This is a genomic window from Gimesia aquarii, assembly GCF_007748195.1.
Classification (GTDB): Bacteria; Planctomycetota; Planctomycetia; order Planctomycetales; family Planctomycetaceae; genus Gimesia; species Gimesia aquarii.
The window spans coordinates 236217-250079 of the sequence record NZ_CP037920.1 but is presented as its reverse complement, the minus strand read 5'-3'; the positions used below and the strand labels follow the sequence as shown (position 1 = coordinate 250079).

At 46.2% G+C, this 13863-nt stretch carries 15 protein-coding genes; 4 read left to right on the top strand and 11 right to left on the bottom strand.

The window, feature by feature from the left end:
• Nucleotides 1-16: 16 nt before the first annotated feature.
• The 10 genes from V144x_RS01020 to V144x_RS28240 all read right to left on the bottom strand — a co-directional run bounded on the left by V144x_RS01020 (nucleotide 17) and on the right by V144x_RS28240 (nucleotide 8700).
• Nucleotides 17-922, bottom strand: a complete 906-nt coding sequence (locus V144x_RS01020) for a hypothetical protein (RefSeq protein ID WP_144980071.1) — start codon at nucleotides 920-922, stop codon at nucleotides 17-19.
• Complete coding sequence (locus V144x_RS01015) at nucleotides 912-2981, bottom strand: serine/threonine protein kinase (RefSeq protein WP_144980068.1); 2070 nt, start codon at nucleotides 2979-2981, stop codon at nucleotides 912-914. The genes V144x_RS01020 and V144x_RS01015 overlap by 11 nt, the downstream gene beginning before the upstream one ends.
• Before the next feature lie 164 nt (nucleotides 2982-3145).
• Nucleotides 3146-3370 (bottom strand): PLDc N-terminal domain-containing protein, encoded by a 225-nt coding sequence (locus tag V144x_RS01010; RefSeq protein ID WP_144980065.1) that lies wholly within the window; start codon nucleotides 3368-3370, stop codon nucleotides 3146-3148.
• Nucleotides 3371-3427: 57 nt separating this feature from the next.
• Nucleotides 3428-4099, bottom strand: a complete 672-nt coding sequence (locus V144x_RS01005; protein WP_144980062.1) for an FHA domain-containing protein — start codon at nucleotides 4097-4099, stop codon at nucleotides 3428-3430.
• A gap of 257 nt (nucleotides 4100-4356) precedes the next feature.
• On the bottom strand, nucleotides 4357-5169 hold the full coding sequence (locus tag V144x_RS01000; RefSeq protein WP_144980059.1) for a hypothetical protein: 813 nt from the start codon (nucleotides 5167-5169) through the stop codon (nucleotides 4357-4359).
• Nucleotides 5170-5376: 207 nt separating this feature from the next.
• The gene (locus V144x_RS00995; protein WP_144980056.1) at nucleotides 5377-6456 is read right to left on the bottom strand and encodes a dipeptidase; all 1080 of its coding nucleotides are present in this window, start codon (nucleotides 6454-6456) and stop codon (nucleotides 5377-5379) included.
• Between the two features lie 77 nt (nucleotides 6457-6533).
• Entirely contained in the window at nucleotides 6534-7022 is a 489-nt protein-coding gene (locus V144x_RS00990) for a DUF423 domain-containing protein (protein WP_144980053.1), read from the bottom strand.
• 31 nt (nucleotides 7023-7053) lie between these two features.
• On the bottom strand, nucleotides 7054-7635 hold the full coding sequence (locus V144x_RS00985) for a DJ-1/PfpI family protein (protein ID WP_144980050.1): 582 nt from the start codon (nucleotides 7633-7635) through the stop codon (nucleotides 7054-7056).
• Nucleotides 7636-7662: 27 nt separating this feature from the next.
• A complete protein-coding gene (locus V144x_RS00980) occupies nucleotides 7663-8541 on the bottom strand; it encodes a sulfite exporter TauE/SafE family protein (protein ID WP_144980047.1) in 879 nt (292 codons plus the stop codon).
• 12 nt (nucleotides 8542-8553) lie between these two features.
• Nucleotides 8554-8700, bottom strand: a complete 147-nt coding sequence (locus tag V144x_RS28240; RefSeq protein ID WP_197993153.1) for a hypothetical protein — start codon at nucleotides 8698-8700, stop codon at nucleotides 8554-8556.
• A 188-nt stretch (nucleotides 8701-8888) separates the two neighbouring features.
• Here V144x_RS28240 and dprA point away from each other — a divergent pair, with 188 nt between their 5' ends.
• The 4 genes from dprA (at nucleotide 8889) to V144x_RS00960 (ending at nucleotide 12327) form a co-directional block, all read left to right on the top strand.
• The gene (gene dprA / locus V144x_RS00975; protein ID WP_144980044.1) at nucleotides 8889-10019 is read left to right on the top strand and encodes a DNA-processing protein DprA; all 1131 of its coding nucleotides are present in this window, start codon (nucleotides 8889-8891) and stop codon (nucleotides 10017-10019) included.
• 179 nt (nucleotides 10020-10198) lie between these two features.
• Nucleotides 10199-10729, top strand: a complete 531-nt coding sequence (locus tag V144x_RS00970; protein ID WP_232102674.1) for a class I SAM-dependent methyltransferase — start codon at nucleotides 10199-10201, stop codon at nucleotides 10727-10729.
• Nucleotides 10730-10744: 15 nt separating this feature from the next.
• Nucleotides 10745-11569 carry a ferritin-like domain-containing protein gene (locus tag V144x_RS00965; protein ID WP_144980038.1) on the top strand — a complete coding sequence of 275 codons (825 nt, stop codon included), beginning with the start codon at nucleotides 10745-10747 and terminating at the stop codon, nucleotides 11567-11569.
• 29 nt (nucleotides 11570-11598) lie between these two features.
• Nucleotides 11599-12327, top strand: a complete 729-nt coding sequence (locus V144x_RS00960) for an HAD family hydrolase (RefSeq protein WP_144980035.1) — start codon at nucleotides 11599-11601, stop codon at nucleotides 12325-12327.
• An 11-nt stretch (nucleotides 12328-12338) separates the two neighbouring features.
• Here V144x_RS00960 and V144x_RS00955 read toward each other — a convergent pair whose 3' ends face one another.
• The gene (locus V144x_RS00955; protein ID WP_144980032.1) at nucleotides 12339-13853 is read right to left on the bottom strand and encodes a sulfatase family protein; all 1515 of its coding nucleotides are present in this window, start codon (nucleotides 13851-13853) and stop codon (nucleotides 12339-12341) included.
• Between the last annotated feature and the right edge of the window lie 10 nt (nucleotides 13854-13863).

The following is a 13863-nucleotide window of genomic DNA, read 5'->3' as shown; positions in this document are numbered from 1 at the left end:
GCTTAAAGAAAGGAAATTAGGGATTTGTCTTGATTGTAGCCGGGGCATGCGTGGCTCGCAAATAAACGGCAACCCCCATACAAAGTAATGTAATCAGACCAAAGCCCCCTCCCAACCAGGCAACCCGTTGATTACCGGTATCCTTTCTCCATTTTTGAAGAATCTTCTCGCGAACCGGAGTCGTATCTTCTACTTCCAGATAAGCGCGATACATCTCCTGTTTGAATGGCTCTCCTGATTTGAGAATATAACCAAAATCGTGTTCAACAGTCTGATAATAGACTCTGCGATATGCCGTTTGGCGTGCCAATTCCGGGGTGAGTCTCCAGCCAGAAAGACGGTACTGCGGACTGCTGGAATTTAAATTGGATTGTAGTTTTTGAGTTGCTTTGGCCAATGCATTCTCCAGCGCCCCATCACGTGTCGCAAAGAGCCCGGAGCGAAACACCATTTTACCTGATACCGGGTATCGATTCTTCATACCTTCTTCTAGCCCGCTAAGAACCCATTCTGGTAACTGCTCGGGTATTCTTTCTGGCGTGTTCCCTTTTGTTGGAATATTCAAATCAGGCAGAGCAGGTTTATTGGCCACCAATGGTTCATCTGAAACAGGAATGAATACCGGTGTAGAAGCTTTGACAGCATTAGGTTTTAACTGCTCTCTATTTATCCTTCGAGCTGAGACAGACTGCATTGTATTCATTTCTTCTCTCACAGCTTCTTGAGATACTGTCACATGTGATGCTCGCAAATAGAAAATGGTCAAAAACAGGAATGCAACTCCTGCCATCGCAAAGGTTACCAGCACAGGAACATAATTCCCTTTTAATAAGCTGCGAATCACGATGCTTCCTGCCAGAATGACCAATGGCAAGACGATCAGTAACATAAAAATGAATATCAAACCAAAACTAACAGCCATTGCTCTCTCCTTTCAGCGCTGCGACGCGTTCTTCATCTGGTATCCAAGTGGCAGACAACTGAACTACACTCGAAATAATCGCAGCCCAGCAGAGAGCAGCCGTCATTGGAAATGCCCAGATTGCTGTGATGACATAAGCGGCAAAGACTGTCAACAAGACCGATGAAACTCGGAACTTCTTGGGACGAAATGAATCGGCGTGCCACCACCAACGACGGAAGCAGAACAACATACTGAAAAAGACAACATAGCCGATCAGGCTTGGCTGCTGATCTGATAAGACTAACGAGTAAGGACCAACAGTATTAAAGATCGGATTCTGATCACTATGCAATACTAATGAGGCATTTTTCGTTGTCATTAAGATATCAACTTGAAGCAGGTAAATCATCGCTCCCACCACTGCACCGACTCCTAACCACATTAAGCGACGTGTACTGTTATCGAATGATTTACCCTCGGTCATCTTGGCCACCAATAAGACACTCCAGGTAGCGATCAAAGAACCAAACGTCAGTAGCGCAAAGGGAGTGAGGTCAGAACCTGTCCAAAAACCTTTTGAAATCGCTCCATCGGTAAAAAACAATATCCCAGCCACGATCACTAACGTACAAACAACAGCTTTGATCATAGAGATTGACAAATCGTATAACCGACTTCGCAGAGAAATAGACCGACGTGATTTGGGAGTCAAACGTCGCGGAAAACATTGTTTTCGTCGATGCTGCTCTCGGACATATCTCTGATGCGCTTCCACTTCTTTCTGTTGCTTTTCTCGAAAAATACGAGCCTCTTCCAGTTTCTGTTGTCGATAATCTTCCGTTGCGGGTTGTCCATTAGAGTTTTGTCCTTTTCCCAGAAGATCACTCAGGGGAGGCGGGCCTTTTACGATCGCTTTTTTACACTTGGAAATCATTGAGATGGGAGGAGGCCCGTTCACAACAGCAGTTGCTCCTCTAGCTAGCAAAGCGCGCCCGGACCTGCTGAACACAGAAAAAATACCTGCGAGGATCGCGCTCAGAAAACCGACAATCAGTAATTCCAGGAAACCAGGTCTTCCAATCGTACACAGAAAAAGGAACAATCCAATGAATATAAACACGAAAGTGGTAACGCCATTCAAACCTGTCGAAGAAGCAGAACCATCAGGGCTTTTTTGAATATACGCTGTTTGTGCCAGATCTGAGTCAACGTTTTGACCGGTTTGTCGATTTGAAAAATGTGTCTCTTCAAAGGAATCTTCGGGGATCTCCGTGTGTGTATCTCGCTGAAACAATGCACGTTCAAACTGCTGCTTAAACTCTCTGATATCAGAAATTCGCTTCTGAGGATCCTTTTCCAATGCACGCCCTAAAACGGCACGTAAATGAACAGGTAAACGACTCAGGTCCGGTTTTTCGGAAAGATGTTTCATCAAAATTTCAGCCGTCGATTCCCCATCGAAGGGAACTACGCCTGTAATCATTTCATAAACCAGGACACCGGCAGCGTAAACATCTACTTCTTTACCATAACGGCCTTTTGCCACTTCCGGCGCCATATAGTAGACGGTACCCACACTCTGTGTATTTGCGCTGCGACGACTATGAGTGATGAACTTGGATAGTCCGACATCACCCACTTTGATGATTTCACCATCACGAAACACATTCGAAGGCTTTAAATCACGATGAACCAATCCCCGACTATGTAAGTAAGCCAACCCTTCAGAAATACCCGAGAGCCAATAGCGAACCTGCTCCATCGGCATTCCATTCGGATACTGATGCAAAGCTTTATCGAGTCCCTGACCAGAAACATACTCCATCACCACCCAATGGTCGCCATCCTGGTCGGTTTTGACATCAAAGATCGTAACCAAATTGGGGTGCTTCAAGTTCATACATTGAGTAACCCCTCGTAGCTCGATATCCATATTTTGCTGGAGGAGTTTTAGGGCAACCTCTTTTCCGGAATCACTCAGTGCATAATACACCTCACCAAATCCGCCCCGATCGATGGCGCGTTTGATCGTAAATCCTTCTAAAGGTTTCGATTCAGGTGCAAAGGTGAATTTCATTCGTTTATTCCATCCGCTGAACAACGTGTTTGTCGTACGGTTAATGACTTGAGGTAAGGTTCCTCAACACATATAACTTCATACATGCAACAATTTGCTGCTCTCTACTCTATCTCTATCTTAACGTTCGAAACATCGTGCCGGATCTTTTTATTTCTTCAAATCTACTGTCCAAATTGTTTAATTCTCTCGGGACGTCGTACAAAGTAATATACTAAGGCGCCAATCCCATTGAGGAATACAATCACAAGTGCCCAGATAATCTTATCATTGCCGGTAGACGATTCGTATTTAAGACAATCAATGAGCATCCAAATCCAAAATACAAATGCCAAACAGGAGATCGCAAAACAGACCAACCAAACGACCAAGGCAACAAGCGTGAACATGATTCCAACTTCCATAATAATTAATTTCTGACTAGCGCGAGTAAAACCCCAACTTGTTTAAGCAACAACCTCCCAACGAAAGCGAAGATCTGGACCACTCACAACAGAGCCTGGGGTTAAGACGGCTCCTTCTGATGCTGAGACCTGATTCACATGAATTTTCAGTTTGGAACGACACAGGATCTGATCCCCCTGTCGATATAAGATCACCGAACCCGGCCAACGATCACAGACCACATGATTCTCGGATGAAGAACCAAGCAAACAGGTATCGGCCATTAATACAATTCCATCCAGGCGTTGCTGTGGTTGATGCTGACTTGTCAATTCGAGACAAGCCGAAGCACTAAGCACCGTTGGTTGCCTGAACGTGATTAACACTTCTTCATTCAGTCTAAGTTCTGATGGATCAGACAGCAAGACGCGATCATTGACTGGACGTCGATTACAATATACGGGCGCTTTCGCTTCCACATAATAGCTTTCGCCAGATCGGGTCAGAGAAATATGGTGTCGCGACAAGTTGGCCAGCAATGATAAATCAGCCCAGGTCGAATCAAAGCCAGTCACAGTGCCCGGGTCCCCCGGACCACCAATTCTTAACGTCTCTTGTAAATAGACTAGAAAGGTCCCTGCTCCATCAATCCACAACAAATAGCTCGAACCGGCAACGGAATTTTCCGGTCGATTCTGCTGCTCGTCTTTTGATGTGGAAGTGAAGAAGCCCAAAGTGATTCCCCCCGTGAAAACATGATATGCTACGCCCTTCTGCCGGTTGCTTTATCAGAAAACAAACCACCAGACACTGACCGCTTATTTTAACGTATGATTTCAGGAAATGGTCTAACAGAAAACAATTTTTCGCTGATTAACAGACTGTTTTTTCGTTTTTTCTGACAAAATTGGCATGGGGCAGGCAGTTTCGCTCGAGAACAAAAACTACCTGCCACCACTCGCGCCAATGCATCCTTTTTATACTTGAACTACTATTTCAGCTGAATCGCAACTCGATCGCCGACGTTCAATTTGAAGTACTCATCCATCTGCTTAACCACATCCCGCTTTTCCTTTGTTTTAGTATCAACGGGAATCAAGCCAGAAAATTTTCCTTCTGCATCAAGCAGTTTTTCTTTGACATCGAGCTGTTTGTTCAAGTCACGAATCAAACTCTTGGCTCGTGTTAACTGTGAACTATCAATTTCCAGATTACTCACAGTCTCAGCGGCTTGTACTGATTTTAAGCGTGCCTCCAGTTGTTCGATTTGCACTTCCATATCCATCTTGGCAGAAAGCATGTTTTCCAGCTTTTCACGGTTGGCATCCAAGGCCTTTTCGCGTGCTCTTAAAATCTGCGCATTGCGTTTGACTGTGTCAGAAGCAATTTTGAAACGATCAAAACGCTGCGCCAGATCGTTGCGGATCTCATCTTTGGAGTAGGTTCGACTTGCATACACAAATTCGGTATCATTCGACTCCAAATCAGATCGTAGTGTAAACATCGCTTCCTTTTGTTGTTTCATCGCCAATTCCGCTTCTTGGATTTCACCTTGCAGCGTTTCCACATCAACCTGCTGCTCTGCAATCACATGCATACATCGACGGATATCGGGAACCAGATCCTCTACCATTTTTCGTGCCCGCTCAACTTCAAAATCAACGGGAACTTCCGCTTTGACCGCTTCGCGTACGGAGGTGCCAGCTGTTTTCACATAGCTCACGACATCACGGCCAAACAGGAAGGTACCCAGAGTGGCCAACACTGCCGCACCTATTACAAATTTTTTACAGAAAAAAGCCATTGTCCAAACTCCCTCACAAATGTTCGATTCGGAACCGTAGGCCAAACCGATCGGCCACGTCACACAGAGTTATTCGCACAGCCTGTTCAATTCTTGAAACATTTTCAAAAAGAATTCGGTCAAAAACACAAAAACGCTGTATCCCCTTGTTTTATATGGGGATACAGCGTTTTTGACTTGACAATTTATAATTAGATCATACTTTGATTATGCTGGCAGCGCTTTCAGAAAGAAGTCAATAAAATTCTGGGACATAATGCCTTTGATGTCTTCCTGGCGATAACCACGTTTCTCCAGAATCCCTGCGTACATTTCCAGATCGGCAATAGTATCTAAATCGTGAGGCGTTTGTTCCTTACCAAAGCCGCCATCAAGGTCTGTTCCCAAACCACAATGTTTCGCATTCCCGGCGAGCTGACAGATGTGATCGGTATGATTGGCGATATCTTCTACAGAGGTCGTCGCTGGATCAGAAACACCTATCGTCCAACCGGGCTTGATCATCCAGTTATCAAAGGCACAACCAATGACTGCGCCGCGTTCAATGAGTGCTTTGATTTGCTCATCAGTCAACTGACGGTCTGCATCGACGAGAGCCCGACAATTGTGGTGGCTGGCGAGAACAGGACCTTGATAAATCTCCAATGCTTCCCAGAAAGATTGATCTGCCAAATGAGTGACATCTAAAAGCATCCCAACCCGATCCATCTCTTTCAATAAAGCCGGTCCTTGTTCTTTGAGCCCTCCTTCACTGCCCGTTCCATAGCAATAAGGCGCCGGACCATAATGCGCGGGCCCCAGGATTCGCAGCCCCGCATCAAACCAATGTTCAATCTGCTCAGGAGACAGAATCGGCGGTGAGCCTTCCATACTCAAAATAAAACCGATCGGAATTTTACTCCCTTCCGCACGTGCTTCGGCTTCGTTTGTTTCCCATTCCGCAACGTGGCTCTGTAAAGTGTTACTGTCAGGAATTTCTCTTAATACACCTGCTTCTGTCAACGCCCGGTAATAGGCCAATTGTCCCATCGCCACACCATAGGAGGCTTCTCTTGACTGATAATGGGTCAAAGCTGCATCTTTACGATGTAGCCGCGGTAGCAGAGTAGAAATGGTGACCCCCACTCCCCCTTTTCTCAACGCATGCCAGGAAACAGTGGCTTCTCCAGGAATAATATTTTCAAACTGCCTTTCGAACTTGCGAATTTCACTGACTGGTAATTCCAGGTTCCGATTCCATTCGCAAGCGTTCCAGGCCATATCGAGGTGTGCATCAAAAATCAGCATGAGTAAATCATTCCTGAAATAAGGTGGGGCTGATTCCTGAGAATCAGTTGATTAAATAAAAACCAGCATAGCTGGGATCACGTTGAGGAAGGAGTTTCGGGCGCGCTGAGAACTTCAGAGTTGGAATCACTGCCACAACAACAGATTCCTGCCGCAAACGTAAACCAACCAACAATGAAAAGTGTACCGCCAATCGGAGCAATCGCTCCCCAGAAAGTTTGACCGCTCAGAGTTAAAACGTAAAGACTACCTGAGAAAAAAATGATCCCCAGGAGAAAACACCAGCCAGCACAGTTCAATAATTTTTTCTTCTGCGAAGTGAGTCCCGCAAAACCGACCAGAATCAAAGCCAATGCATGATACATTTGGTATTCTGCACCAGTTTTAAAATCTTTCAGATACTTCTGAGCCGCTGGAACTTCGCTCCCGGCGATGGACTTTACCTGACCATCATATTTCTCGGCGAAATAACCGTCGATTCCATGAGCAGCAAATGCTCCCAGAATCACAGCCAATCCTGCCAGAACCGCCCCGATCATAGACCAGTTGAAAGGACAACAAGACATCAGTATTTCCTCGTATTTGGATCATCAAAAACTAAAGTTCGATTTTGGTTCCCAGTACATCTAAAAAGGCAGCTAACCACTGCGGGTGCGCAGGCCATGCCGGTGCTGTTACTAAATTCCCATCGGTGTGAACACCATCAATGGAGGTCTCCACATAAGTTCCCCCTGAAAGATTCACTTCTGATGAGCAGGCAGGATACGCCGTACAACTTTTGCCTTTAAGAGCACCTGCAGCCGCCAGGAGTTGTAAACCGTGACAAATGGCGGCAATCGGTTTACCGGTTTCTGAAAAATGACGTGTGATCTCCAAAACACGTTCATTGAGACGAATATATTCAGGAGCCCTGCCACCGGGAATCAAAAGTGCTGCATAATCATCGGGATTGATCTCAGCAAATGAAGCGTTCAATGCAAAATTGTGTCCCGGTTTTTCAGTATAGGTCTGATCGCCTTCGAAATCATGAACCGCCGTCCGAATGATTTCTCCTGCTTTTTTATCAGGACAAACTACGTCAACTTGATAACCGACCATCTGTAGTGCTTGAAAAGGAACCATGATTTCATAGTCCTCTACAAAATCACCTGTGAGAAACAAAATTGATTTATCAGCCATTGAATATTCTCCCTGTTATTATGTTTTTCATCCAGCCAACAGAAAGACCAGACGCGCCCCAATCATAAAAGCCACTGACAGTAATAACCAGCCAAACTGTCGTCTTAACTGCAAGCCTTTGAGTCGAGCATTCAAATCAGAGCCTAAGCGTGCCCCGACAGTCCCCCCCACAAGTAACGCGATTACGATGATGATGCTGATATTCCCATGCAAGGCATGCGCAATCGTCGATTGAAATGCCACAATCCACACAATCACCAGGCTACAGGAGATCGCACGATGTGTGGGAATCCCAAACCCGAAAATCAATGTCGGCATCAACAGGATCCCACCACTAATCCCTAATAACCCCGAAACCAAACCCAGTCCGAGTCCAAACCAGGCAATGAGGGGAATCGAAAGTCTTCCGTCAAATAATCCTGGAAATTGTGCCAGGGGAGGAATCTGAAAGTACTTTTTCAAAAGCGCTCCAGAAAGCTCGTCATCAGAACGACGGGCACTTTTCAAAGAAATGATTCCCAGCCCCAGCAGCATCACAAAATACGCAACTAATACAACTAAATCGGCCATGCGAATTGTCTTTCCATTGACACCGATTGGGGCCAACTCTTTCGCATGTTCCAGAATTCCTGTTCCCGCGATGACGCCAAACAGCAATCCGCCAGTAATCACCAATGGGAAAAATAAGTCACGGAATCGTATTTTTCGTGCCAGTAACGAAGTAGTCGCCGGCCCCAAGACTTGACAGGCACTGGCACCCACTGCTAATTCCATGGGAATGCCCAATACAATATGTAAGATGGGAACTAATAGAAATCCGCCACCGACACCAAACATTCCAGCCAGGAAACCAATCAGGCCTCCCGCTAAAGAAATCGCAAAAAAATCGATCAATCCGAAGCCCATACTCAATTCGCCTCAGATTTGATAGTCGGGGAAAATGTAATCATCATCTGATCGATCATCAGAGCGATCACGCCATTGGTTAAAAATCCAATTGACGATCACTCCCCAGAGAACGGGGATGATGATGCAGGCGAAAATAAAAAATAACTTGTCCAGCATATGCTTGACCTTTGCAGAGTTTTAGGTGTTGTGTTTCGTGTTTAGAGCCTGAACACGGTTGCTGTCAAGCGTGAGCACCAGCATCACTGAGATTGGTATCGATCTTAGTTGTTTTTTCACAACTATTATGAGAACATGTACGTTCGTGAATTACAAATTTAATTTTGTGCTCAGAGGTACTTGTGAAGATGGATGAAAGGCTCCCAGAATCGGATCAAAGACTTCTCGAACAGATTCAACTGAATCTGATTCAGGGGGTTGGTCCGCGCATTCGGCATGCTTTATTGGAACAATTTGGTTCGGCCTCCCGCATCTTGAATGCGCCTCGGCAGGAGCTTCTCAATGTACCCGGTATCGGAATCAAACTGGCAAACGCCATCATCTATCGTTCTGCCAAATCAAGTGCCGAGGAGGAACTAAAACGCTGTCGAGAATCGGAATTTCAGATCCTCACTGAAGAAACACAGAATTATCCTTCTCTGTTAAGAGAAATGCCCGACCCACCATCGCTGCTGTACTGTAACGGGACCCTGCTACCAGAAGACGAGTTAGCCGTTGCCATTGTCGGATCTCGAAAGTGTACGACTTATGGATTACAACAGGCTGAAAAACTCGCAGGCGCGCTGGCACGTGCCGGCATCACCGTTGTGAGTGGACTTGCGCGAGGAATCGACCAGGCCGCGCACAGGGGTGCCCTCAAAGCTGGTGGGCGAACAATCGCCGTGATGGCAACCGGGCTCTCCCATATTTACCCTCCTGAACATCAGGAATTATCAGAGGAAGTTGCCAACCAGGGCGCACTGGTTACGGAGTTCCCCCTCGATCAGGCTCCGGTTGCCGGTCTGTTTCCACAACGCAATCGCATCATTAGCGGTCTCTCAATGGGTGTTGTTCTCATTGAAGCAGGTCGTAAAAGCGGCGCACTTCACACCGCACGACATGCTTATGAACAAGGTCGTGATGTGTTTGCAGTTCCTGGTCGCATTGACCACCCTGCGAGTGCAGGCTGCCATGATCTGATTCGCGATGGAGCAATGCTCGTGCGCGATATCGAAGATATTCTGGAAGGGCTCGGTCCTCTGATGGCGCCCGTAGTCACAACACAACACCGAGAAATTCATACTCCCCGTGAACTGTCATTGAGTGATTTTGAACAAAACATCTTAAATCTTGTCACTCTTGAGCCACAGCATTTAAACGATATTGTACAATCAAGCCATCTGGACTCCTCACGCATCCTTTCCACACTTACGATTCTGGAAATGCGAAAGGTTGTCAAACGATTGCCAGGAGGATTCCTGGTGAGAGCCACAAGCTAATCAGTCTCTGAAAAAACAACCAAAAATAATTTGCCATCAAAATGAACACTGCCTCTGACAAAAGTATCGCGGGCCAAGCCGTTTACTCAAAAAAAATTTTATCTTTTTACGATTTCTGGGTACTTGGTATTTCTAACTCCTTGATCTGGAAATGTAGAACAAAAAAAATCTTACATTGGATGAATCAGAGTCTCACCGCCAATCATCTGGATGTGGGTGTCGGAACCGGCTTTTATCTGGAGCATTGCACTTTTCCCGCTACTGAAGTCAGACTTGGCTTACTCGATTTAAACGCGAACAGTCTGGAAGTGACGGCCAAACGAGCGAGCCGTTATACACCCGAAGTGTATCAAGCCGATATTTTACAACCGCTACCAGAGCAATCACAGAAATTTGATTCGGTCAGTCTGAACTACCTCCTGCATTGTCTACCCGGAAATCTCGAAACCAAAGCCACACTGTTTGATCATCTTGCCCCCTGGTTGAATCCGGGAGCTACGATATCTGGCTCTACTATATTACAAGCGGGAGTGCCCAGGAGCTTCGTCGCCAAACGTTTAATGCACGTTTACAATCAAAAGCAGATCTTCAGCAATGTCTCTGATAATCTGGATGCGTTACAATCTCAGCTTTCAAGTCGTTATACTGATGTAGAACTCGAAGTCATTGGCTGCGTTGCTCTCTTTCGAGCACACAGTAATCCCCATTAGCGAACCAAAACCATTATGGAAATTCGTAAATTTGCCGAACGAATACTACTCAGCGAGTCACTCGAAGAAAAACTGACTGCGGCCACAGAAATATTCACAGACCAACAACCGGGCAAACCCTTGCAGATTAAAGAACCAACGCGTCCTGCAAATTTACAGTTTGCAGCTCCCCGCACCGCGCCTGCCATGCCAAAACCATCTGCGTTTGTCGAGCAGGAAAAACGGGCACTCGCGCATCATATTATGGCGAATCATGAACTGCAAGCCTTGGAAGTGATGGCATATATTTTGTGTGCGTTCCCTGATGCTCCAGCCGAGTTTCGTCTGGGGATGTGTAAAATCATGGCTGACGAACAACGCCATACCCGCATGCATAAAGAGCGCGCTTCTGTACTGGGACTGGAGTTCGGCAGCTTGCCTGTGAATTGTTATATCTGGAAAAAAGCGCTTAGCTACGAAAGTATTCTTGACTATTTAGCAGGACTGCCCCTCACGTTTGAAGGACGTAATCTCGATCATACACTCGAATTCGAACAATACTTTCTCGAGGCAGGAGACCAGCGCAGTGCCGCATTAATGAAGGTGGTCTATCACGACGAAATTCAACACGTCGCTTTCGGCCTGCATTGGCTACGTCAATTGAAACCCGATCATCTCTCGGACTGGGAAACCTACGAACAACACCTGCACTGGCCGGTACGTGCTGCCCTTTCCGTAGGAGATACGTTTAACCGTGAAGGACGCAAGCAAACAGGCATGAGCGACGAATTCATCGAGCAACTCTACCAGTCGGCCCAAACAGATGTGCCACCCAACCAGAAGCCCAAAAACCTGGATTAATAACAGAGCGAAAGACAGGAGACAATATATTGAGTCATCGTTTGTTGCCGCTGTGGAACAAGGTGATCTTTGTCGATTGGCATGGTGTTCTGTCACGTGATCCGTTTTGGATTTCGATTCTACAAAATCCACAACATCCCCTTCACCAACAACTATCTGATGCTGTCAAATGTTTATTTACACAAAATGAGGGGCTCATCCACGATTGGATGCGGGGTAATGTCAAGGCAAACGAAGTTATTGATTCAATGGAAATCGTACTAGATAAGCGATTTCACTCCGATTACTTAGCTCGTAAGCTCGTCGATGATTGCCGACTGATGCATTCAGATGTGCGTATGCACAAGATTCTACAGGAAGCACAAAATGGAGCCTTGATAGTACTCGCAACTGATAATATGGATTGCTTCTTTGAGCAGATTCAACGCGTTAAGTGCCGAAGAACGAGTCCCCACGAATTAAACCCTGTTTTTAAAGAGGTACTTCCGACATTCGCGTCAACGGTCAAACTATTCGATGACGTGCTCTGCTCTAGTAAGCTGGGGGTCCTCAAAAGAGAAAAACCGATGCGTTTTTTTGGAGATTGGTTGCATAAAAGGTCACTTGACTTTCAAAACGCCTTGTTGCTGGATGACACGGAAGAAAACTGTAACGCATTCCGCTCTGCTGGTGGTACTGCTCTTCATATTACAACTAAGTCAAAAGAGTTGAGTTCAATACAATTTAAATTGCAATCATGGCTTCAAGACGAAACATAGCGAGTTTAATTTTACTGCTTCTTCTTGGCTCGTTTTTTTCTTTTAACTTCCAGGCTCGGATGTTTAGGACCACCACCTAAATAGGGATGCTTTTCCAGTTCAGCCCCCTGCCCCATCGCGCGCGGATCATGTGTGGCTACGAGCTGCTTTTGCAATTTTTCAGCAAGCTGCCGTTTAATGGTTTGATACATGGCTCCCTGAGCAACATTCTTCAATTGATCAGGGTCACTCCTCAGGTCATATAATTCTTCAGCGGGTAATTTGCCAAAGGATAGTTCATAGAGTCGGCGGTGGTTCTCATCTTTATCTTTGTTCTTAATCATGTACGTCTTAGTCGGCCCATTGTCACAATCACCATACCAGGTTCCCGGGAACGCCGCCTTTTGGTAATGCGGCGTTCCGGCGGGCCAGCGATCGGGTCGATAATTATGGATATAGAGAAAATCATCTGTGCGAATCGCCCGACAGGGATAACCGCCCATATCGGGAGCTTCCTGCGAAGGTACATGCCGTTCTTTTCCAAAATAAATCTGTCCTCGACTGGTATCCACTCGGCCCGATTTTGAGTCTGATAGAACATTCGTCAAACTGCGACCCGTGATGTCAGCAGGAATAGCAACTCCAGCAGCCTCAAAAAAAGTAGGAGCCAGATCAATCAGGCTGACAAAATCAGTCACATTCCGTCCCGCTTGAATTTTAGCAGGCCAACGGGCGGCCAGAGGAACCCTTGCTCCGGTATCATAGAGGCAACTTTTACTACGAGGGAAAGGCATACCGTGATCGCCGGTCATAAAAATGATTGTGTTATCCAGTTCGCCTTTTTGCTCTAACAATGCAAGTGCATCTCCCACCAGTTTGTCAAAGCGTTGTACTTCCCAATAATAGTCGGCCACATCACTGCGAACTTCAGGTGCATCAGGAAAACAGGCCGGTAACTTGATCTTGGAAAGATCCATCCCGCTTTTTGCTCCCGAACCGAGTTCATAAGGGCGATGAGGATCACTACTGCCTAACCAGAAGCAAAAAGGAGTTCCCTCTTCTTGTTGTTTCAGAAAGTCTTGAAAGCTTTTAAACCGTTTCCCTGCAATTTCTCTGCCGCGAGTTTCCGTTCGCCCCGGCCCCCAGGCTTTTCCTGTATGTCCAACGCTATAACCGTGCTCGTTTAAAACTTCAGGATACGTTTGAAACTTGTCCGGAAAAATGCAATGCAGATTCGCTCCCGCTTCCAACTGCCAATGATATTTACCCGTCAGGATTGCCCCCCGTGAGGGAGTACAGGAAGGGGATGAAATATAAGCATGCTGAAACAAAACGCCTTCCCGTGCCAGACGATCAAAGGTCGGTGTTTTGACAACAGGATCACCATAGGCACCCGCATGAGGCCAACCCCAGTCGTCGGCTATCGCAAACAGGATATTAGGACGCTGTTTTTTTTCTGCAGCCTGAGTTTCAAAAGATGGTAAAAAGAACGCGACCGATAATAAGAAAATAAACGTAGTACGTAAAACATTGTGAGCAGCAAGCATAGCGCAACCC

Coding starts and splice junctions, on each gene's coding strand:
- V144x_RS00965 (WP_144980038.1), top strand. CDS start 10,745: ATGGAAATTCGTAAATTTGCCGAACGAATACTACTCAGCGAGTCACTC.
- V144x_RS01000 (WP_144980059.1), bottom strand. CDS start 5,169: ATGGCTTTTTTCTGTAAAAAATTTGTAATAGGTGCGGCAGTGTTGGCC.
- V144x_RS01015 (WP_144980068.1), bottom strand. CDS start 2,981: ATGAAATTCACCTTTGCACCTGAATCGAAACCTTTAGAAGGATTTACG.
- V144x_RS28240 (WP_197993153.1), bottom strand. CDS start 8,700: ATGCTGGACAAGTTATTTTTTATTTTCGCCTGCATCATCATCCCCGTT.
- V144x_RS00990 (WP_144980053.1), bottom strand. CDS start 7,022: ATGTCTTGTTGTCCTTTCAACTGGTCTATGATCGGGGCGGTTCTGGCA.
- V144x_RS00970 (WP_232102674.1), top strand. CDS start 10,199: ATGAATCAGAGTCTCACCGCCAATCATCTGGATGTGGGTGTCGGAACC.
- V144x_RS00955 (WP_144980032.1), bottom strand. CDS start 13,853: ATGCTTGCTGCTCACAATGTTTTACGTACTACGTTTATTTTCTTATTA.
- V144x_RS00985 (WP_144980050.1), bottom strand. CDS start 7,635: ATGGCTGATAAATCAATTTTGTTTCTCACAGGTGATTTTGTAGAGGAC.
- V144x_RS01020 (WP_144980071.1), bottom strand. CDS start 922: ATGGCTGTTAGTTTTGGTTTGATATTCATTTTTATGTTACTGATCGTC.
- V144x_RS00980 (WP_144980047.1), bottom strand. CDS start 8,541: ATGGGCTTCGGATTGATCGATTTTTTTGCGATTTCTTTAGCGGGAGGC.
- V144x_RS00995 (WP_144980056.1), bottom strand. CDS start 6,456: ATGCTGATTTTTGATGCACACCTCGATATGGCCTGGAACGCTTGCGAA.
- V144x_RS01010 (WP_144980065.1), bottom strand. CDS start 3,370: ATGTTCACGCTTGTTGCCTTGGTCGTTTGGTTGGTCTGTTTTGCGATC.
- dprA (WP_144980044.1), top strand. CDS start 8,889: ATGGATGAAAGGCTCCCAGAATCGGATCAAAGACTTCTCGAACAGATT.